The organism is Leifsonia williamsii, assembly GCF_030433685.1.
In the GTDB taxonomy this organism is placed as follows: domain Bacteria; phylum Actinomycetota; class Actinomycetes; order Actinomycetales; family Microbacteriaceae; genus Leifsonia; species Leifsonia williamsii.
On sequence record NZ_JAROCF010000001.1, the window covers coordinates 2,661,352 to 2,679,770 of the forward strand.

The 18,419-nt window shown below is 73.7% G+C and carries 18 protein-coding genes; 7 read left to right on the top strand and 11 right to left on the bottom strand.

Translation table 11 applies throughout. From position 1 onward, the window contains the following. Nucleotides 1-132: 132 nt before the first annotated feature. On the top strand, nt 133-795 hold the full coding sequence (locus tag P5G50_RS12540; protein ID WP_301208532.1) for a fasciclin domain-containing protein: 663 nt from the start codon (nt 133-135) through the stop codon (nt 793-795). A 69-nt stretch (nt 796-864) separates the two neighbouring features. On the opposite strand, the gene P5G50_RS12545 is transcribed toward P5G50_RS12540, so the two are convergent. After that, nucleotides 865-1,908 carry a cupin domain-containing protein gene (locus P5G50_RS12545; RefSeq protein ID WP_301208531.1) on the bottom strand — a complete coding sequence of 348 codons (1,044 nt, stop codon included), beginning with the start codon at nt 1,906-1,908 and terminating at the stop codon, nt 865-867. A 161-nt stretch (nt 1,909-2,069) separates the two neighbouring features. On the opposite strand from P5G50_RS12545, the gene P5G50_RS12550 reads away from it, so the two are divergent. Then, nucleotides 2,070-2,594: a hypothetical protein gene (locus P5G50_RS12550; protein WP_301208530.1), complete on the top strand. Its 525-nt coding sequence runs from the start codon at nt 2,070-2,072 to the stop codon at nt 2,592-2,594. A 92-nt stretch (nt 2,595-2,686) separates the two neighbouring features. Then, a complete protein-coding gene (locus P5G50_RS12555) occupies nt 2,687-3,364 on the top strand; it encodes a 4'-phosphopantetheinyl transferase family protein (protein WP_301208529.1) in 678 nt (225 codons plus the stop codon). On the opposite strand, the gene P5G50_RS12560 is transcribed toward P5G50_RS12555, so the two are convergent. The 4 genes from P5G50_RS12560 to P5G50_RS12575 form a co-directional block, all read right to left on the bottom strand. Next, nucleotides 3,289-4,668: a M1 family metallopeptidase gene (locus tag P5G50_RS12560; RefSeq protein WP_301208528.1), complete on the bottom strand. Its 1,380-nt coding sequence runs from the start codon at nt 4,666-4,668 to the stop codon at nt 3,289-3,291. The two genes, P5G50_RS12555 and P5G50_RS12560, sit on opposite strands and share 76 nt — an antisense overlap. After that, nucleotides 4,665-8,648, bottom strand: a complete 3,984-nt coding sequence (locus P5G50_RS12565) for a Pls/PosA family non-ribosomal peptide synthetase (RefSeq protein WP_301208527.1) — start codon at nt 8,646-8,648, stop codon at nt 4,665-4,667. Before P5G50_RS12565 ends, P5G50_RS12560 begins: the two co-directional genes overlap by 4 nt. Nucleotides 8,649-8,709: 61 nt before the next feature. Continuing rightward, nucleotides 8,710-9,075 (bottom strand): hypothetical protein, encoded by a 366-nt coding sequence (locus tag P5G50_RS12570; RefSeq protein WP_301208526.1) that lies wholly within the window; start codon nt 9,073-9,075, stop codon nt 8,710-8,712. 97 nt (nt 9,076-9,172) lie between these two features. Beyond that, the gene (locus P5G50_RS12575) at nt 9,173-9,643 is read right to left on the bottom strand and encodes an NUDIX hydrolase (RefSeq protein ID WP_301208525.1); all 471 of its coding nucleotides are present in this window, start codon (nt 9,641-9,643) and stop codon (nt 9,173-9,175) included. Between the two features lie 92 nt (nt 9,644-9,735). Here P5G50_RS12575 and P5G50_RS12580 point away from each other — a divergent pair, with 92 nt between their 5' ends. Further along, nucleotides 9,736-10,194: an NUDIX domain-containing protein gene (locus P5G50_RS12580; protein ID WP_301208524.1), complete on the top strand. Its 459-nt coding sequence runs from the start codon at nt 9,736-9,738 to the stop codon at nt 10,192-10,194. A 22-nt stretch (nt 10,195-10,216) separates the two neighbouring features. On the opposite strand, the gene P5G50_RS12585 is transcribed toward P5G50_RS12580, so the two are convergent. After that, nucleotides 10,217-10,552, bottom strand: a complete 336-nt coding sequence (locus tag P5G50_RS12585) for a hypothetical protein (protein WP_301208523.1) — start codon at nt 10,550-10,552, stop codon at nt 10,217-10,219. Between the two features lie 151 nt (nt 10,553-10,703). Between P5G50_RS12585 and P5G50_RS12590 the strand changes: the two genes are divergently transcribed. Both P5G50_RS12590 and P5G50_RS12595 read left to right on the top strand, forming a co-directional pair. After that, nucleotides 10,704-12,392: a bifunctional 3'-5' exonuclease/DNA polymerase gene (locus tag P5G50_RS12590; protein WP_301208522.1), complete on the top strand. Its 1,689-nt coding sequence runs from the start codon at nt 10,704-10,706 to the stop codon at nt 12,390-12,392. Between the two features lie 94 nt (nt 12,393-12,486). Continuing rightward, nucleotides 12,487-13,341: a DUF1684 domain-containing protein gene (locus tag P5G50_RS12595; RefSeq protein ID WP_301208521.1), complete on the top strand. Its 855-nt coding sequence runs from the start codon at nt 12,487-12,489 to the stop codon at nt 13,339-13,341. On the opposite strand, the gene P5G50_RS12600 is transcribed toward P5G50_RS12595, so the two are convergent. Beyond that, nucleotides 13,338-13,916 (bottom strand): PadR family transcriptional regulator, encoded by a 579-nt coding sequence (locus P5G50_RS12600; protein ID WP_301208520.1) that lies wholly within the window; start codon nt 13,914-13,916, stop codon nt 13,338-13,340. The two genes, P5G50_RS12595 and P5G50_RS12600, sit on opposite strands and share 4 nt — an antisense overlap. Nucleotides 13,917-14,122: 206 nt before the next feature. On the opposite strand from P5G50_RS12600, the gene P5G50_RS12605 reads away from it, so the two are divergent. Beyond that, nucleotides 14,123-14,626, top strand: a complete 504-nt coding sequence (locus P5G50_RS12605) for a DUF3145 domain-containing protein (protein ID WP_301208519.1) — start codon at nt 14,123-14,125, stop codon at nt 14,624-14,626. Nucleotides 14,627-14,763: 137 nt separating this feature from the next. Here the strand turns inward: P5G50_RS12605 and P5G50_RS12610 are convergent, their stop codons facing one another. The 4 genes from P5G50_RS12610 to P5G50_RS12625 form a co-directional block, all read right to left on the bottom strand. Continuing rightward, nucleotides 14,764-15,999, bottom strand: coding sequence for a beta-ketoacyl-[acyl-carrier-protein] synthase family protein (locus tag P5G50_RS12610; RefSeq protein WP_301208518.1), 1,236 nt, complete (start codon nt 15,997-15,999; stop codon nt 14,764-14,766). Between the two features lie 132 nt (nt 16,000-16,131). Further along, on the bottom strand, nt 16,132-16,383 hold the full coding sequence (locus tag P5G50_RS12615) for an acyl carrier protein (RefSeq protein WP_021765217.1): 252 nt from the start codon (nt 16,381-16,383) through the stop codon (nt 16,132-16,134). A 55-nt stretch (nt 16,384-16,438) separates the two neighbouring features. Then, nucleotides 16,439-17,443 (bottom strand): beta-ketoacyl-ACP synthase III, encoded by a 1,005-nt coding sequence (locus P5G50_RS12620; RefSeq protein ID WP_301208517.1) that lies wholly within the window; start codon nt 17,441-17,443, stop codon nt 16,439-16,441. Between the two features lie 12 nt (nt 17,444-17,455). Then, a complete protein-coding gene (locus tag P5G50_RS12625) occupies nt 17,456-18,376 on the bottom strand; it encodes an ACP S-malonyltransferase (protein WP_301208516.1) in 921 nt (306 codons plus the stop codon). Nucleotides 18,377-18,419: the final 43 nt, after the last annotated feature.

An 18,419-nucleotide genomic window follows, 5' to 3' on the forward strand; every position in this document is an offset into this window, starting at 1 on the left:
TTGGCGGGCCGGAGTCCCGCGGCGCAGAGGCCGCGCAGAATCCCGTTCCAATCCGATCCGGCGCGGGGGCCGAACCACCGTCGAGACCTGCACCGGTCTCCCGATCGTCACCACCCTCGAAGGAGAAGCATCATGCGATCCACCGCACGACTCGCCGCGGCCGGCCTCCTCGCCGCCGCCGCCCTCGCCCTCACCGCCTGCTCGTCGGGCACCGGCTCGTCGATGTCGTCCAGCGACTCCGCCTCCGACGCGCCGATGAGCTCCAGCCCCACCGCCTCGGCGATGGACCCGGCCGCGGACCTCGTCGGCCCCGGCTGCGCGGCCTACGCCAAGCAGGTCCCGGACGGCGCCGGCTCGGTCGCCGGGATGGCGGAGGCGCCCGTCGCCACCGCGGCGAGCAACAACCCGCTGCTGAAGACGCTCGTCGCCGCGGTCTCCGGCAAGCTCAACCCCAAGGTCGACCTGGTCGACACGCTCAACGGCGGCGAGTTCACCGTGTTCGCGCCGGTCGACGACGCGTTCGCGAAGATCGACCCGGCCACCATCGACACCCTCAAGACCGACGCCGGCGCCGACACGCTGACCAAGGTCCTGACGTACCATGTCGTCCCCGGCCAGCTGTCGCCGAAGGAGGTCGTCGGCACCCACAAGACGGTCGAGGGCCAGGACGTGACCGTCTCGGGCTCCGGCGACGACCTGAAGGTGAACGACGCGAGCGTGATCTGCGGCGGCGTCCACACCGCGAACGCCACGGTGTACCTCATCGACTCGGTGCTGATGCCTCCGGCGCAGTGACCCTCGCCGCATCGCACTGACCGGCGGCGGACGTCCTCCAGGGCGCCCGCCGCCGTTCGCCGCCCGCGGTCAGGACCCGGACGGGTCCCGCGGGTTGCTGCGCGCCACGATCAGCGGGTCGACCGGCGTCTCCGGGAACCGCGGGAGCTGCCGCTCCGGGACGCCGAAGGCGGCCGACAGCACCTCGCGCGAGAACGCCGAGGCCGTGGCGCGATAGCCGATGTCGCCCGGCATCGGCTGGTCGAAGAAGATCAGGAAGTGGATGCCCTCGTCGCCGAGCGCCTCGATGTGGTGCGGGTAGGCGCGCGGGATGAAGTAGGCGTTGCCCGGCTCCAGCTCGTAGGTGTCGAGCGTGCCGTCCGGGTCGAGCACGGTCATCCTGGCGTGTCCGCTCTGCACGTAACCGAGCTCGGCCGTGACCGGGTGCCAGTGCGGCTCGCGCATCCCGGTGCCGCCGATCTCCAGGGAGTACATGGAGAGGTCCTCGAGCGCTGCCCAGAACTGCTTGCGGCCCAGCCGTGCGCTGCCGTAGTCGTAGGAGAGCGGAGGGTGCTGGCCGGCGAGGTCGAACAGGTGGGCGTTCGGGAGCCCTGCCGTGTCCGGGATGCGCGCCGGCCCCTCCCGCCGCACGATCTGCTGCGCCTGGTGCCGGTCGAATGCCGCGAAGGCGGAGGAGGGGAGGTCGTAGGTGTTGCCGAGGACCGCATCCGACATCGCGTTGAAGCTGTTCTGCAGCGAGAAGTGCTGCGGCCGATCCGACCGCAGGGCGGCGATCAGCTCAGCCGTGTCGTCGCCGACGTTCTCGATGTGGTAGATCGCGCCGGACTCCACGTGATACATCTGGCCGGCCTGCACGACGAAGCTCGCGAACTCGTCGGCGTTCGCGAGCATCGACACGAGCACGGTGCCGCGGACCACGTACGCGATCTGGTTGGCGTTGACGTTCCACTGCGGCTCGCGCACCGCGCCGGGCGCCAGCACGATGCGCTTGAGCGACATCCCGTTCAGGATGGGGAAGTCGGAGCCGGTGAGCTGGGAGATGCTGCCCGACTCGTTCTCGTAGGTGTCGGCGGCGCCGACGAGGGATGACACATGCGGTGAGCTGCTGGACATCGGTGGTCTCCTTCGCGTTTATCGTCATGACGTCTGTCATTCGACCATCGCCCATTCGACCGGCCGCGGGCAACCGTCGGGTGACGAACGCGCGAACGGCTCCGGCAGACGCGGGAGTACGCCCCTGGGCGCGGACGCGGCCCAGGGGTACCGTTCACCGCATGAACACAACCGGATGGATCGTTCTGATCGTCGTCGTCGTGGTGGTCATCGTCGTGATCGCCGTGATCGCGCTGCTGGTCGCACGCCGGCAGCGCGCCGAGGCCGGCCGCCGCAAGGCGGAGGAACTGCGCCAGTCGGCCGCCGAAGACGACCTGGCCGCCCGCGAGCGCGAAGCCAAGGCGGCCCGCGCTGCCGCGGACGCCAAGCAGGCCGAGGTGGAGGCGGAGCGGCTGCGCCGCGAGGCCGACGCCCGTCAGTCCTCCGCCGCCGAGGTGCGCACGCAGGCCGACGAGAAGCTGCGCCGCGCCGACAGCGCCGACCCGGACGTGCGGACCGACCGCCACGGCAACCGCGTCGCGGACACCGACGGAGACGGCCGCGCCGATACGACGGTGGACGGGCGCACGGCCGCGGACGGCGGCACCGCCGCGCCCGGGACGACCGGCACCGCCGCCGACGACCCGCGCCAGGGCCGCCACGAGGCCCCGCGGCTCGACGACGGCAGCGGCGGTCCCGCGCGGTAAAGGCTGACGGCCGCAGCGGACGCCGCACGCGACGGGCGCCTCGCGTCGCTACGATGACCTCCGTCGGCATCCGGCCGAGGAGGAGGTGCGTCGTGCGCGTCGTCGTCGTCCGGCACGGCTCGGCAGCCGCCTCCGAGGTCGCCCGGCGGCTCTCCGCCGGTGACCGCGAGCGACTCGCGTCTCTCGCCGACGATCCGGAGGCGGTCGCCCGCTTCCTCGCCGGGCGGCAGGCGCTCCTCACCGCCGCCGAGCGGTCCGGCTTCCCGGAGGTCGCGATCGACGCGACCTGCCCCGACTGCGGGCGCTCGCACGGGCGGCCGCGCGCGAAGGGCGAAGCCACTCTTCACCTGGCGCTGAGCCACGCGGCGGGTCACGCGTTCGCGGTCGCCGCCTCCGCCCCCGTCGGCATCGATGCGGAGGCCCTCGACACCGACCCGGCGCGGTTGCGGGAGGCGGCGGCGCTGCTCGCCCACCCCGTCGATCGGCCCCGGGCTGCGCTGCGCGCGTGGACGGCGACCGAGGCCGTGCTCAAGGCGGACGGCCGCGGCCTGCGCGTCGACCCGTCAGCGGTCCGGCTCGGCCCGCGGATCGCCGTGCTCGACGGCAGCCTCTACCGGCTCTCCTCGCGGCAGCGCGCGGGGTGCCGGGTGGCGGTCGCGCGACTGCTGGCGGCGAGCGTGCGCGTGGGGGAGGCTCAGGCCGTGAGCGAGGGGAGGCGGCGCTCGCGCAGCCAGGCGTCGAAGAAGTCCGTCAGCCCCTCGCCGGCATAGCGCGCGGCGAGGCGCTCGAAATCGGCGCTCGCCACGACGCCGAACCGGTGCTCCGCCGTCCACTCCCGCAGCATCCCGAAGAACCGGTCGTCGCCGAGGCGCAGCCGCAGCGCGTGCAGCAGGCAGGCGCCGCGCTTGTAGACGCGGTCGTCGAACATGTCGTCGGGGCCCGGATCGCCGAGCAGGAGGTCGTGCGGGGGCAGCCGCAGCCGCGCGTGGTGCGCGCGTGCCAGGGTGTTGGCGGACGGGCCTCCCGACGCCTCCGACCACAACCACTCGGCGTAGCAGGCGAAGCCCTCGTTGAGCCAGATGTCGCGCCAGCTGCCGAGGCCGACGCTGTTGCCGAACCACTGGTGGGCGAGCTCGTGCGCGATGAGCCGCTCGGAGCCGCCGCGGCCGTCGGCATGGTTGGCGCCGAAGGTGGCCATCGCCTGCGCCTCGAGCGGGATCTCCAGGGGGTCGGCGGTGACGACCACCGTGTACGACGGGAAGGGGTATGGTCCGAACAGCTCGCCGAACCGCTCCAGCATCCGCCCGACCGGGGCGAAATCGGCCAGGACGCGGCGGGCCAAGGGAGCCGGGTACGCGATGACCCAGTCGACGCCGGCGGCCCGGCGCGGCTCGACCACGTACCGCCCGATCTGCACGGCGGCGAGGTAGGTCGCGGTCGGCTCCGGTCGCTCGAAGACCCAGCGGCCCCGGCCTCCGCTCACGGCGTGGTCGATCAGCTCGCCGGTCGCGCGCACCGTGTACGCCTCCTCGGTGGTGACGCGGATGCGGTACGACGCCTTGTCGGCCGGGTGGTCGTTGCAGGGGAACCAGCTGGGCGCCCCCGACGGCTGGGCCGCGACGATGACGCCGTCGGTGAGCTCCTCCCAGCCCAGCGTGCCCCAGCGGGTGCGGCGCGGCTGCGGCGACCCGTCGTAAGACACCTCGACGCTGAACGCGTCGCCGGCGGCCAGCGGGGCGGAGGGGCGGATGCGGAGGTGCGTCTGGTTCTGCGTGAAGCGGGCCCGCTTGTCCCCGGCGACGCGCACGCGCTTCGCGCGCAGGTGCACCAGGTCGAGCACGATGGTGGTGAGCGGGTTCACGGCACGGCCGGTGATGACGGCGGTGGCGTCGAGCCGGTTCGTCGCGACCCGGTACGACAGGTCGAGGTCGTACGAGAGCACGGTGTAGTCGGGCGTCCCGGAGCGCGGGAGGTAGGCGTGACCCGGCGCGTCCGCGACGGCATAGGCGGGGCCGATCGGGCCGTGCGGTGCGGCGGAGCCGTCGGCGGCGGTGCTGGCCGCGTCGCCGGTCATCGGTCCGCCCGCGGCCGCTCGGCCCGCTGCCGGTCCGCCCGCTGCCGGTAGTCGCGGATGACGACCTCCCGCCACGGCCCGATGGGGTTGCCGCTCCAGCGGCTCCTGTCCGGCACGGTCTCGCCGCGCATGACCAGCGACGCGGGCCCGACGGTGGCGTCGGAACCGATGGCGGCGGCGGGGAGGATGACGCTGTGCGGGCCCAGCGTGCCCCCGCGCTCGATCGTGACGTGGTCCATGCTCATGATTCGATCATGGAACAGGTGCGTCTGCACGACGCACCCGCGGTTGACCGTGGAGGCGTCGCCCAGTTCGACCAGGTCGGCCTCCGGCAGCCAGTAGCTGTCGATCCACGCCCCGCGCCCGATCCGCGCTCCCAGGCTGCGCAGCCACCAGGCCAGCGCCGGGGTTCCTGCTGCGGCGGAGGCGAACCAGGGCGCGGCCACCATCTCCGTGAACGTGTCTGACACCTCGCTGCGCCACACGAACGACGACCACAGGGGGTGCTCGCCGGCCCGCAGCCTCCCGATCAGCGCCCACTTCGCCGCCGTGCTGACGAGGGCGGCCACGGCCCCCGCCACGAGCAGGACCGGTCCGCTCAGCACCACGGCCCAGACCAGCCCCCACGACTCGACCCAGGCCAGCATGAGGAACACCGCCAGGCCGATCGCGCACGTCACGAACACCGGCACGATGCGCATCAGCTCCCAGGCCGCCCTGGCCACGCGCAGCGCCGTCGGCGGGTCGTAGGTGCGGCTGAGGTCGGCGTCCTGCGCGTGCCTGCGCAGCCGCACGGGCGGCGAGCCGAGCCACGAGGAGCCGGCCTTCGCCTTGCGCGGAGCGAACGACAGCACCGCGACGAGCCCGTCGCGCGGCACCTTGTTGCCCGCGCCCGCCATCCCCGAGTTGCCGAGGAACGCACGCGCTCCGATGTCGACCGCCGCCACGCGCACGTAGCCGCCGCCCAGCTCGTACGGCGCCACGAGGGTGTCGTCGGCGAGGAAGGCGCCGTCGCGGATGCGGGTCATGGCGGGGAGGAGGAGCACGGTCGACGCCTCCACGTCGCGCCCGACCGTCGCGCCCAGCATCCGCAGCCACACCGGCGTGAACAGGCTGGAGTACAGCGGGAACAGGATCGTCCGCGCCAGGTCGAGCAGCCGCTCCGTCGACCACACCTGCCAGCCGATGCGGCTCCGGACCGGGTGCACCCCCTCCGACACCCCGAGGCCGAGCAGGCGCACGAGCACGACGACGAGCCCGGCGAGCACCGCGCCGGCGGCGAGCGTCCCCGGCACCAGCCCGAGGGCGGCGCGACCGGCGAGCTCGGGGAGCGTCGCAGCGCCCCGCGCGATCGCGGCCACGACCGCGCCTCCCGCCGCCAACGCCACCACGGGGACGAGCGAGACGACCAGCGACGCCGCCGCATAGGCGGGCACCCAGCGCGTGCGACGCGCGGGGCGCTCCGCGGGCCACCACTCGTGCGAGCGGCCCACCCGGACCGCGGGCGACCCGGCCCAGTTCTGACCAGCCGGAACCCGACCGAACACGGCCGAACCGGGCGCCACCGTCGCGTTCCGGCCGATCTTCGCGCCGGGCATCAGCGAGCTGCGGGCGCCGACCGAGCTGCCGGCGCCGATCCGCACCTCGCCGATACGCACCAGGTCGCCGTCGATCCAGTACCCGGCGAGGTCGACCTCCGGCTCGATGGACGCACCGGCGCCGATCCGCAGCATGCCGGTGACCGGCGGGAGGGTGTGGAGGTCGACGCCCGGCCCGATCGTCGCGCCGAGGGCCCGCGCGTAGTAGCTGATCCAGGGCGCGCCCGCGAGGCTGGCAGCGCCGATCTGGTGGGCGACCTGCTCGGCGAGCCAGAGCCGGAGGTGCACCCCGCCTCCGCGCGGATAGTCTCCCGGCTTCACGCCGGCGAGCAGCAGCCGCGCGGCGACGACCGAGATGGCCATGCGGCCCCACGGGGTGACGAAGACGACGAGCCCGACGATCAGCCAGCCGAGGTCCGCCTCCGGCAGCACGTCGAACCCGCCGAGCGGCCGTAGGAGGGCGGAGGCCGTCAGCAGCAGGAGCAGCCAGCGGATGCCGCTCAGGATGAACAGCGGCACGCCCAGCAGCGTCTGCAGCACCTGCATGCGCAGCGGCGTCGGCGGGACGACGTGCGTCGAGTCGGCGGACGACGACGGCGAGCTCTCGGCCAGCGCCTCCGCCATCGCGGCGAAGCGGGGATGCGCGTAGATGTCGGCGACGGTGACATCGGGGTGGCGGCGGCGCAGAAGCGAGACGAGCTGGGCCGCCGCGAGAGACCCGCCGCCGAGGTCGAAGAAGTTGTCGTCGGGCCCCTCCACCGGCAGCCCGAGCACGCTGCGCCAGTCGGCCGCCAGCTGGGCGGTGAGCGGGTCGACGTCGAGCAGGGTCTCCTCGTCGTCGCCCTCGAGCGGCCAGGGCAGCGCGGCGCGGTCGACCTTGCCGGAGGTGCGCACAGGGAGGTCGTCGACGACCGCCAGCAGCGGCACCAGCGCGGCGGGCAGCTCCTCGCGCAGCTGCTCCAGCGCATCGGCGCGGTCGAAGGCGCTGCGGTCGGGGACGGCGAGGTAGCCGACGAGGATGTCGTTGCCCGCTGTGCTCCGGCGGACCGCCGCGGCGGCGCCGGAGACGCCCGGCAGCTGCTGGAGGGCCGCCTCCACCTCGCCGAGCTCGATGCGCCGGCCACCGACCTTCACCTGGTCGTCGGCGCGGCCGAGGTAGAACAGGCCGTCGGGGTCGAACCGGACCAGGTCGCCGCTGCGGTAGGCGCGCTCCCAGCCGAGCGTCGGGAAGGGCGCGTACTTCTCGGCGTCCTTCGCCGGGTCGAGGTAGCGGGCCAGCCCGACGCCGCCGATGATCAGCTCGCCGGACTCGCCGTCGGCGACCGGACGGCCCTCGGCGTCCACGACGGCCAGATCCCAGCCGTCGAGCGGCAGGCCGATCCGCACGGGCGCGCCCGCGGTGAGGGCGGTGCCGCACGCGACGACGGTCGCCTCGGTCGGGCCGTACGTGTTCCAGACCTCGCGGCCCTCCACGGCCAGCCGGTTGACCAGCTCGGGCGGGCACGACTCGCCGCCGAAGATCAGCAGCCGCACGTTGTCGAGAGCCTCCGGGGGCCACAGTGCGGCGAGCGTCGGCACGGTCGAGACGACCGTGATCCGGTGCGCGGCCAGCCATGGCCCGAGGTCCATGCCGGTACGCACCAGCGAACGCGGCGCGGGCACGAGGCAGGCGCCGTGGCCCCACGCCAGCCACATCTCCTCGCAGGAGGCGTCGAAGGCGACCGAGAGCCCGGCCAGCACCCGGTCCTGCGGGCCGATGGGCTCGTCCTGCACGAACAGCCGCGCCTCCGCGTCGACGAAGGCCGCCGCCGACCGGTGCCGGACGGCCACGCCCTTCGGGGTGCCGGTCGAGCCGGAGGTGAAGATGATCCAGGCGTCGTCGTCGATCGCCGGCCCGTCCACCACGGCGAGCGCCGACGTGCTCGGGTGCGGGGCGTCGCCGCCGAAGAGGGGGACGGCGGGGGAGGCGGGGGCCGCCGCGTGGGACAGGTACCCGTCGTCGCCGATCACGCCGCGCACCCCGGCCTCGCCGAACACCAGCTCCGCGCGCTCCTCGGGGTCGTCGGCGTCGACGGGCACGTAGGCCGCGCCCGCCATGAGCACGCTGAGGATGGCGAGGTACAGCTGCCGGCTGCCCGAGGTCATCCGCACGCCGACGCGGTCGCCGCGCCGCACGCCGGCCTCGCGCAGCCGGGCGGCCCCGGCGATGACCCTGGCGACCAACTCGCGGTAGCTCAGGGCGCCGGCCGGGTCCTCGATGGCCGAGGCCTCGGGATGCGCGGCGGCGGTCGCGCGGAGCACGTCGATCAGGGTGCGCGGGGCGGGCGCGGCGGGGGAGCGCAGCAGCAGGGCTGCCGTGGCCGGTGCGGGGGCGTCAGTCACGGGTGGTCACGGTACGAGCGACCGGTTACCGGGAGGTGAACGCCGCCGGTGCCGGGCGCGGTCAGCCCTCGCCCAGCGCGTGCAGCAGCTGGGCCTTGTTCATCCGCGAGTAGCCCTGGATGCCCCGGGCCTTCGCGCGGTCGCGGAGGTCGCGGAACGTGGGGATGCCGGTCCCGGGACCCGTCCCCGACCCGCTGCCCGATGCTCCGGCCGGCGTGCGGTCCTTCGCGCGCTGCGCGGTGTCCTTCGCGCGCTGGGCCGCCTTCTTCGCGTCCTTGGCGGCGTGCTCCAGCTCGCGGGCCAGCGCGTCCGCCTCCTTGCGGGTCTGCTTGTCCAGCTTCTTCACCGCCTGCTGCGCGTCGGCCACCGCCTCCTTCGCCGCGGCGAGCGCCTTGTCGGCCGCCTTGTGCGCCTTGCTCTTCGCCACGACTCCTCCTCGGGTCTCGCGGGAACCTGCGCTCACGATACGTCCGGCCGGGGGTGTTGCGCGCTACCCGATCTGCACGGGCGACCGGGCGCGCGCCTCAGGAGGCACCGAGGGAGGCGAGCAGCGCGTCCAGAATGGGCCGCTGCCCCTTGCTCAGCTTGAGCCGCGCCTGCTCGATCGTGAACCAGCCCGCGTCGTCCACCTCGGGGAACTCCTGGCGCCGGCCCGAACGCGGCGGCCACTCCAGCTCGAAGGTGTTGCTGCGCAGCTCGCCGAGGGCGAAGTCCGGCGTCTCGGCGGCGAACACCACGATGGTCTTGGCGGAGGCGCGGAAGTCGCCCAGCGCGGCGTACGGCGCGTCCGGGGCGGGAACGCCCATCTCCTCCGCGAACTCGCGGCGGGCGGCGGTCAGCTCGTCGTCGTCGCCGGGCTCCACGAGACCCTTCGGCAGCGACCACGCGCCCTCGTCCTTGCGGGCCCAGAACGGGCCGCCCATGTGCGCGATCCACACCTCCACCCCGTCGTCTCCGGTGCGGTGGAGGAGGAGGGCGGCGCTGCGGACGGGCATGCGGCCAGACTATGCCCGGCTCCGGGCCCCGGCGCGTCCCGCGGCCCGGCCCTCGCGCGTCATCGCGACCGGCCGCGGACTAACGTGGAGGCGTGGACTCGGGAGACGCGTGGGTGGAGGGGCCGGACGGCCGGCGGTTCTGGGGGCGCTTCGGCGCGGCGGGACTGCTCGTGCACGACGCCCGCCGCGGGATCCTGCTGCAGCACAGAGCCGACTGGAGCCACTTCGGCGGCACCTGGGGCCTTCCGGGCGGCGCTCGGCACGCGGACGAGACCGCCGTCGAGGGCGCGCTGCGCGAGGCGGCGGAGGAGGCGGCCGTCCCTCCCGACGCCGTGAGCGTACTGTTCGAGAGCGTGCTCGACCTCGGCTTCTGGTCGTACACGACGGTCGTGGCGGCCGTGACGCGGCCGTTCGAAGCGCACATGGCCGATGTGGAGAGCATCGAGCTGCGCTGGGTGCCGGTGGAGCAGGTGGCCGAGCTGCCGCTGCATCCCGGCTTCGCGGACTCCTGGCCGCAGCTGCGGGCGCGGCTCGGCGGGCTCGCGGACTGAGACGATCAGGCGCCGGGGCGCCTCAGGAGGCGAGCTGCGGCCAGAGCAACGACCCCGGCACGTCCTCGCAGCCGTCGGGGAGGCAGGCGTACGTCCCCGCGCCGGGGTACGGCACGGCCGGGCTGTGGGCAGGCGCACCGGGATAGCCGGGGTCGCCCCGGTACCCGTGGTCCGCCTCCACGTAGAGCCGGTCGCCGCGGACGGTCCCGAGGTAGCCGCCCGACGGCGTGACGGCCTCGTCGTCGCCCCAGGGGAACCAGCCGATCCAGTCGCCGTCGGAGTTGTACAGCCAGGGCGAGCGCGGGTCGCTGCGGAAGGCTATCCACACGCCCTGGCTGTCATGCAGGTAAACGGTCATCGTCGATCGCCTTTCGGGTCGGCATCGTCGTCGTTTCGATGAATTATCCTCACGGGTCAGGCACCCTGCAAGGCGTACCGACCGCTCTCCTGAGCGCGTGTTCGATACCCGTGCAACGGGCGATGTCCGCGGTCGGCCGGAGAATGGGAGGGTGCACATCGTCCTCGACGCCTCCGGCCCCGACGCGGTCCAGGCATCGACCATCGGCGACGACGTGTCCCCGCCTCCGGCGGACCGACGCGTGCTCGCCCGCTCGGAGCTGGCGGCGTTCGTCCGCGCCCGCGAGGCGGAGGAGCCGCGGCCGCGCTGGGTGTGGAGCGACAGCCGGGTCTGGTACGCGCCGCTGCTCGCGGCCGGGGTGCGCGTGGAGCGGTGCGTCGACCTCCGGCTGTGCCACGCCATCCTGCGCGCGTCGTCGTTCACCGCGGGCACGGCACTCGCCGCCGCTCCGGTCGGCCCCTGGGACACCGCCGTGACGATCGAGCAGGAGGCCCACCCCGACGCCCACACCGCGCTGTTCGAGCTCGACGCGCCCGCGCCGGGCGCGACTCCGTCTGCCCTCGACGAGTTCCGGCAGCAGCAGGAGGCGGTGGCCGCGAGCAGCGATCCCGGCCGGCTGCGGCTGCTGCTCGCCGCCGAGTCCGCCGGTGCGCTGATCGGGGTCGAGCTGCGGCACGCGGGGCTGCCCTACAGCGCCGAAAGGCACGACGACCTCCTCACCGAGCTGTTCGGCGCCCGCCCCGCGTACGGCCGACCGGCGGTCCTGGAGGCGCTCGTCGCCGAGATCCGCGCCGGCCTGGAGGCCCCCGACCTCAATCCGGACAGCCCGCCCGACCTGCTGCGCGCCCTCCAGCGCGCCGGGATCATGGTCACCTCGACCCGCTCGTGGGAGCTGCGGCGCATCGAGCACCCCGTCATCGCACCGCTGCTGCGCTACAAGAAGCTCTCGCGCCTCCTCGCCGCCAACGGCTGGGCCTGGCTGGACAGCTGGGTGCGCGACGGGCGCTTCCGCCCCGACTACGTGCCGGGCGGCGTGGTCACCGGCCGCTGGGCCACCCGCGGCGGCGGCGCGCTGCAGCTGCCCAAGCAGGTCCGCGGGGCCGTCGTGGCCGACCCCGGCTGGAAGCTCGTCGTGGCGGATGCCGCCCAGCTCGAGCCGCGCATCCTCGCGGGGCTCTCCGGCGACCAGGCGATGGCCTCCGCCGGACGCGGCAAGGACCTGTACGAGGGCATCGTCGCCTCCGGCGCCGTCGAGGAGCGCGCCCAGGCCAAGGTCGCCATGCTCGGCGCGATGTACGGCGCCACCTCGGGCGAGAGCGGCCGGCTGATGCCGCGGCTCGCGCGCTCCTTCCCCCGGGCGGTGCGGCTCGTGGAGGAGGCTGCTCGCGCGGGGGAGCGCGGCGAGATCGTCACCTCCCGGCTCGGGCGCAGCTCGCCGCCGCCCGGCGGGTCGTGGCGCGCCGCCCAGGGCGCCGCCTCCGCCTCCGACTCCACCGCCGCCGACGAGCGCCGCGCCCGCACCCTCGCGCGCGACTGGGGCCGCTTCACCCGCAACTTCGTCGTGCAGGCGAGCGCCGCCGAGTGGGCGCTGTGCTGGATGGCCGAGCTGCGCAACCGGCTCGCCGCCCTCGCGCCCGGCGCGGAGCTGACCGACGCCCCGCACCTGGTCTACTTCCTCCACGACGAGGTGATCGTGCACACGCCGGAGGCGCTGGCCGCGGCGTCGGCGGAGGCGGTCGTGGCCGCCGCGCAGCAGGCCGGGCGGCTGCTCTTCGGCGGGTTCCCGGTCGACTTCCCGGTGACGGCCGCCGTCGTCGACAGCTACGCGGAGGCCAAGTGAACCCGCCGCGCCCGGCCGGGCCGGGATGCGCAGGGCCGGAATGCAGGAGTGTCGGTGGTGGTTCTCACCAGCGACCTGTCAGAGGATGGAGACCATGACCGAGACCGCAGCTTCCGCCGCCACCGTCGACCCGAACGAGGTGCTCGCCCGCTACCGGCGCCGCCGCGAGGAGGTCGTGACGGCTCCCCAGGGCAATCTCGCGCTGGTCAACACCCAGTGGATCACCGGCGACCCGGAGGCGCCCGCACAGCCGGTCTGGGGTGTGCCAGGGCTGTGGGCTCCGCTGCCCGCCGGCCAGTCGGGACTGAAGCTCACCGCGACGGCGGCCGACGGCATCACCGTCGACGGCGCCCCGGTCGACGGGGAGGTCGTGGTCCGCGGCAAGGACGACCCGAACCCGAGCGCCATCGTCTTCAGCGACACCGTCACCGGCTTCGTCATCGCGAGCGAGCAGGGCGAGTACGCGCTGCGCGTGTGGGACGCGAACTCGGAGGCCATCCAGGAGTTCGGCGGCATCGACGCCTTCCCGTTCAACCCGGAGTGGATCATCCAGGCCCGGTTCACGCCCATCGAGGGCGGCAAGACGGTCGGCTTCGAGCACCTGAAGGACGACGGCGCCACCCGCGAGAAGGTCATCCCCGGCGAGATCACGTTCACGAAGGACGGCGTCGACTACTCGCTGGCCGCCTTCCAGGCCGGCCGCGCGCTGCAGCTCGTGTTCGCGGACACCACCAACGGCGACTCCACCTACTCGGTCGGCCGCTTCCTGTTCGTCGTGCCCAACCCGGACGGCACCATCACGCTCGACTTCAACCTCGCCGTGCTGCCGCCCTGCGCCTTCAGCTACAACTTCAACTGCCCGCTGCCGCCGGCGCAGAACCGCTTCGCGGTGCCGATCGAGGCGGGCGAGAAGAACGTCCTGAACAAGCAGGGCGGCCTGCTCCACTAGTCGGCGGCGACGTCCTCGCGGTCGGCGGGGCGGCGGCCGCGGCGCGGGCGCTCGGGGGAGCGGGGCTGCACGAGCGCGCCAGGATGCGCCTCCAGCGCCGCCGCCACCTCGTCGAGCCATTCGATCGCGGCCTTCGCCCCCAGCTCGGCCGCGCGGTTCGCCGCCAGCAGCGCACGCGAGTCCGCCTCGTGCGTGAGCTCGCGGATGCGCTCGGCGAACGCCGCCCGGTAGTCGGCGACGACGGCGACCGGGTCGGCGCCCGCGATCGAGGCGGCGACCAGCACCTGATCCTGCATCTCGTCCCAGTCGGGCCGTGTATCGGACGGGCCGACCGTGAGCCACGCCCGCGCCGCCTCCTCGCCCGCTGCGGTGAGGGCGTAGAGGGGGAGGCCGTCCTCGGTGGCGCCCGCGGCCTCCACCAGACCCTGGTCCATCATCCGGTCGAGGGTCGAGTACACCTGGCCGGCGTTGAGCCCGCGGCGGTGCGCCGCGCGGGCGAGGAACTCGTTCTGCAGCTGCGAGCCGTAGGCGGCCCCCTGCGTGAGGATGGCGAGGAACCCGTACTGTACCGACATACTCGGTATGCTATTCCGCCGCGACGCGCCCGGGTGTGCGCGAAGCGCGGGAATCGCCGAATCACAATCTTGTAACTCCCGCGGGTCTCGGGCATGATGGTGGCAGCGACCGCGAGGTCGCCTCACAATTTCACATGCCGCGCATGCGGCTCCGGCACACCCGTTCCTGGTCGTAGGGGAAGACGCACCAACGAACGGAGGAGACCATGGCGGCACACGCAACTCGAGGAGTGCTCTACGTGCACTCCTCTCCCAGCGCGCTCTGCCCGCACATCGAATGGGCGGCCGGACGCGCTCTCGGTCGCGCCGTCAACTTCACGTGGGAAGCGCAACCGGTACTGAAGGGCGCCCAGCGCACCGAGTTCTTCTGGGACGGTCCGCAGGGCACCGGAGCGCGCCTCGCGTCCGCGCTGCGCGGGTGGGAGCACCTGCGCTACGAGGTCACGGAGGACGCCGGCCTCGGCAGCGACGGCGGGCGCTGGATGCACACGCCCGATCTCGGCGTGTTCTTCGCGCAGACAGACACCGCCGGCAACATGGTCATCCCGGAGGACCGCGTGCGCTACGCGATGGAGATCGCGGGCTCGAACGCGCTCGAGCTGCACCGCGAGCTACGGCTCGCGCTGGGCCAGGCGTGGGACGACGAGCTGGAGCCGTTCCGGCACGCGCACGACGACACGTCCGTCCTGTGGCTGCACAGCGTGGGCTGATGCCCCGAGTCTCCCGCGGCGGGCCCGGCAGCACTGCCGCCCGCCCGCGGTGACAACGACGAAGGCCCCGGTCGCAGGACCGGGGCCTTCGTCGTGCGCGTGATCAGCACTCGTGCACGATCAGCGCGCGCGTGAGATCAGTACGACCGGATCGCGACGACGGCGTTGTGGCCGCCGAAGCCGAACGAGTTGCTGATCGCCAGCTGCGGCCCGTCGCCGAGCGGCTGCGGGTCGCCCGAGACGGTGAGCGGGATCGCCGGGTCGAGCTCGGTGATGTTGATCGTCGGGGGAGCGACACGGTCGCGCACCGCGAAGATCGTGAACACGGCCTCCAGCGCTCCGGTCCCGCCTAGCAGGTGACCGGTCGACGCCTTAGTCGCCGAGACCGGGATCGTGTTCACCCGCTCGCCGAACACCTCGCGCAGCGCCACGTACTCCGACGGGTCGCCGACCGGGGTGCTGGTCGCATGCGCGTTGATGTGGGTGACCTCGTCGGGCTCGGCGCCCGCCTGGGCCAGCGCGAGGCGCACGGCACGGCTGGCGCCGCGGCCCTCCGGGTCGTTCGCGGTGATGTGGTACGAGTCGGCGGTGACGCCGCCGCCGGCGATCTCCGCGTAGATGCGGGCGCCGCGGGCGAGCGCGTGCTCCTCGGTCTCGAGCACCAGGCTGGCCGCTCCCTCGCCCATGACGAAGCCGTCGCGGTCGACGCTGTACGGGCGGGAGGCGTGCGCCGGGTCGTCGTTGCGGCGCGAGAGGGCCTGCATCGACGAGAACGACGCGACGGTGATCGGGTGGATGGCCGACTCGGTGCCGCCGGCGATGACGACGTCGGCGAGGCCCGCCTGCAGGTGCTCGTAGGCGTTCACCAGCGACTCCGTGCTGGAGGCGCAGGCCGACGCGACGGTGCGGGCGAACGCGCGCGCCTCGAAGTGCATCGACACGGCCGCGGAGGCCGCGTTCGGCATCAGCATCGGCACGGTCATCGGCAGCACGCGGCGCGGGCCGCGCTCGCGCAGGGTGTCCCACGCGTCGAGGAGGGTCCAGACGCCGCCGATGCCGGTGGCGAAGTCGACGCCCAGGCGCTCGGGGGCGACCTCGGGGCGTCCGGCGTCCTCCCAGGCCTCCATCGCCGACACGAGGGCGAACTGGCTGGACGGGTCGAGGCGCTTGGCGACGGGGCGCTCGAGCACGGTCTCCGGGCGCACCTTCGCCTCGGCGGCGAAGGTGACGGGCAGTTCGTACTGCGCGACCCACTCGTGCTCGAGGGCGCGGGCGCCCGACTCGCCGGCCAGCAGCGCCTGCCAGCTCTCAGGGGCGGTGCCACCGAGCGGGGAGGACGCGCCCACGCCGGTGACGACGATCTTCTTGGTCATAACGGCAACTCTCCGTGAAAAGGGGACATGGGCGGGCGTGGATGCCCGCCCCTCGCGCGGGCGACCCGGAACCCTCCGGCTCAGTGCCGGCCGGTCGTCGGCCGCCCGCGCGGGGAAGAATCCTGCGCGGTCCTAGGCGTCCTGCGCCTTGACGATGAACTCGACGGCGTCGCCGACGGTCTTGAGGTTCTTGACCTCCTCGTCGGGGATCTTGACGTCGAACTTGTCCTCGGCGTTGACCACGATGGTCATCATCGAGATGGAGTCGATGTCGAGGTCGTCGGTGAACGACTTGTCCAGCTCGACCGTGTCGGTCGCGATGCCGGTCTCGTCGTTGATGAGCTCGGCCAGGCCGGCGAGGACTTCTTCGGTGGACAATGCCATGGTGATATCTCCTTGAGGGGTGTCGTTGTGACCGCTGATCAGTCTAGGGCAGGCCCTAGGGGAGGACGACGACCTGGGCGCCGAAGACGAGCCCGGCGCCGAAGCCGATCTGGAGCGCCAGACCGCCGGAGAGCTCCGGGTTCTCCTGGAGCAGACGGTGGGTCGCGAGGGGGATGGAGGCGGCGGAGGTGTTGCCCGTCGTCTCGATGTCGCGGGCGATCGCGACGGTCTCCGGCAGCTTCAGCTGCTTGGCGAACTCGTCGACGATGCGCATGTTGGCCTGGTGGGGGATGAAGGCGGCGAGCTGCTCGGGCGCGACGCCGGCGGCGTCCAGCGCCTCCTTGGCGACCTTCGCCATCTCCCACACCGCCCAGCGGAAGACCGTCTGGCCCTCCTGGCGGAGCGTCGGCCACGGCTTCTCGCCGTCGCGGAACTCGGCGAGCGTGCCGTCCATCCCGACCGCGTCGGCCTTCGAGCCGTCGGAGCCCCAGATCGTCTTCGCGATGCCCGGGTACTCGCTCGGGCCGATGACGACCGCGCCTGCGCCGTCGCCCAGCAGGAACGAGATGGTGCGGTCGGTCGGGTCGACGACGTCGGAGAGCTTCTCGGCGCCCACGACGAGCGCGTAGTGCGCGACGCCGGTGCGGATCAGGGCGTCCGCCTGGGCCACCGCGTAGGTGTAGCCCGCGCAGGCCGCGTTCATGTCGTACGCCGCGGCGGGGTTCGCGCCGACGCGGTCGGCGAGCACGGCCGCCAGCGACGGGGTCTGCCGGCCGTTCGAGATCGTCGCGACGATCACGGCATCGATCAGCGCCGGGTCGACGCCCGACTTCCGGATCGCCTCCTTCGACGCCTCGGTGGCGAGGTCGACCGCGAGGACGTCGTGGCTCGCCCGCGTGCGCGTCACGATGCCGGTGCGCTGGCGGATCCACTCGTCCGACGAGTTGATCGGCCCGACCAGGTCGTCGTTCGGCACGACCAGGTCGCCGCGCGCGGCGCCGATCGAGAGGATGCGGGTGTACTGCGGCCCGTGGGACTGCTGCAGGGTGGGGTGGGTCATGCGGTGGTTCTCCTAGGCGGCCTGGTCGATGAGCTCGAAGGCGGCGGGCAGGTCGTCCGGCGTCTTGATCGCGACGCTCGGCACGCCCTTCAGGCCGCGCTTGGCGAGGCCGACCAGCGCACCGGCGGGCGCGACCTCGATGATCCCGGTGACCCCGGCCTCCTGGAACGACTGCATCGTCAGATCCCAGCGCACGGGCGACGACACCTGGCCGACGAGGAGGCGCAGGTACTCCGCCCCGTCGCTCACCAGCGAGCCGTCCTTGTTGGTCCAGAGCGGAAGCGTCGGGTCCTGCGTGCTCAGGGTGGAGGCGAAGCCCTCCAGCACCGGGACCGCCGACGCCATGTAGCGGGTGTGGAACGCACCGGCGACCTGCAGCGGGATCACCCGCGCGCGGGCCGGCGGGTTCTCGGCGAGCTGCGCGAGCGCGTCGAGGGCGCCCGCGACGACGATCTGGCCGCCGCCGTTGTAGTTGGCGGGGGAGAGGCCCAGCTCGTCGAGGCGCGCGAGCAGCTCGGCCTCGTCGGCGCCGATGACGGCGCTCATGCCGGTGGGCGTCTCGGCGGCGGCGCGCGCCATGGCGGCGCCGCGCTCGCGCACGAAGGCGACGGCGTCGGTCTCGGACAGCACGCCGGCGCCCGCGGCCGCGGTCAGCTCGCCGACCGAGTGCCCGGCGATGCCGCCGACGCGGTCGCGGCGGCCGTCGGCGAACAGCGCCGAGAGCGTGAGCAGGCCCGCCGAGACGATCAGCGGCTGGGCCACCGCGGTGTCGCGGATGGTGTCCGCGTCGCTGACCGTGCCGTGCGCGACGAGGTCGATGCCGACCGCGTCGGAGATGCCGGTGAGCTGATCGCGGAACGTCGACTCGGTGAGCCAGGGGTCGAGGAAGCCGGGGGTCTGGGAGCCCTGCCCCGGGCATACGATGACGATCACGGGTTCCAGTCTGCCAATCTTCCGCCGCGCGGAGGTGTCGGTC

Bases quoted from the DNA above. Each gene is read 5' to 3' on its own strand.
- P5G50_RS12540 (WP_301208532.1), top strand. From the start codon at position 133: ATGCGATCCACCGCACGACTCGCCGCGGCCGGCCTCCTCGCCGCCGCC.
- P5G50_RS12545 (WP_301208531.1), bottom strand. From the start codon at position 1,908: ATGTCCAGCAGCTCACCGCATGTGTCATCCCTCGTCGGCGCCGCCGAC.
- P5G50_RS12550 (WP_301208530.1), top strand. From the start codon at position 2,070: ATGAACACAACCGGATGGATCGTTCTGATCGTCGTCGTCGTGGTGGTC.
- P5G50_RS12560 (WP_301208528.1), bottom strand. From the start codon at position 4,668: ATGACCGGCGACGCGGCCAGCACCGCCGCCGACGGCTCCGCCGCACCG.
- P5G50_RS12575 (WP_301208525.1), bottom strand. From the start codon at position 9,643: ATGCCCGTCCGCAGCGCCGCCCTCCTCCTCCACCGCACCGGAGACGAC.
- P5G50_RS12585 (WP_301208523.1), bottom strand. From the start codon at position 10,552: ATGACCGTTTACCTGCATGACAGCCAGGGCGTGTGGATAGCCTTCCGC.
- P5G50_RS12595 (WP_301208521.1), top strand. From the start codon at position 12,487: ATGACCGAGACCGCAGCTTCCGCCGCCACCGTCGACCCGAACGAGGTG.
- P5G50_RS12600 (WP_301208520.1), bottom strand. From the start codon at position 13,916: ATGTCGGTACAGTACGGGTTCCTCGCCATCCTCACGCAGGGGGCCGCC.
- P5G50_RS12605 (WP_301208519.1), top strand. From the start codon at position 14,123: ATGGCGGCACACGCAACTCGAGGAGTGCTCTACGTGCACTCCTCTCCC.
- P5G50_RS12610 (WP_301208518.1), bottom strand. From the start codon at position 15,999: ATGACCAAGAAGATCGTCGTCACCGGCGTGGGCGCGTCCTCCCCGCTC.
- P5G50_RS12615 (WP_021765217.1), bottom strand. From the start codon at position 16,383: ATGGCATTGTCCACCGAAGAAGTCCTCGCCGGCCTGGCCGAGCTCATC.
- P5G50_RS12620 (WP_301208517.1), bottom strand. From the start codon at position 17,443: ATGACCCACCCCACCCTGCAGCAGTCCCACGGGCCGCAGTACACCCGC.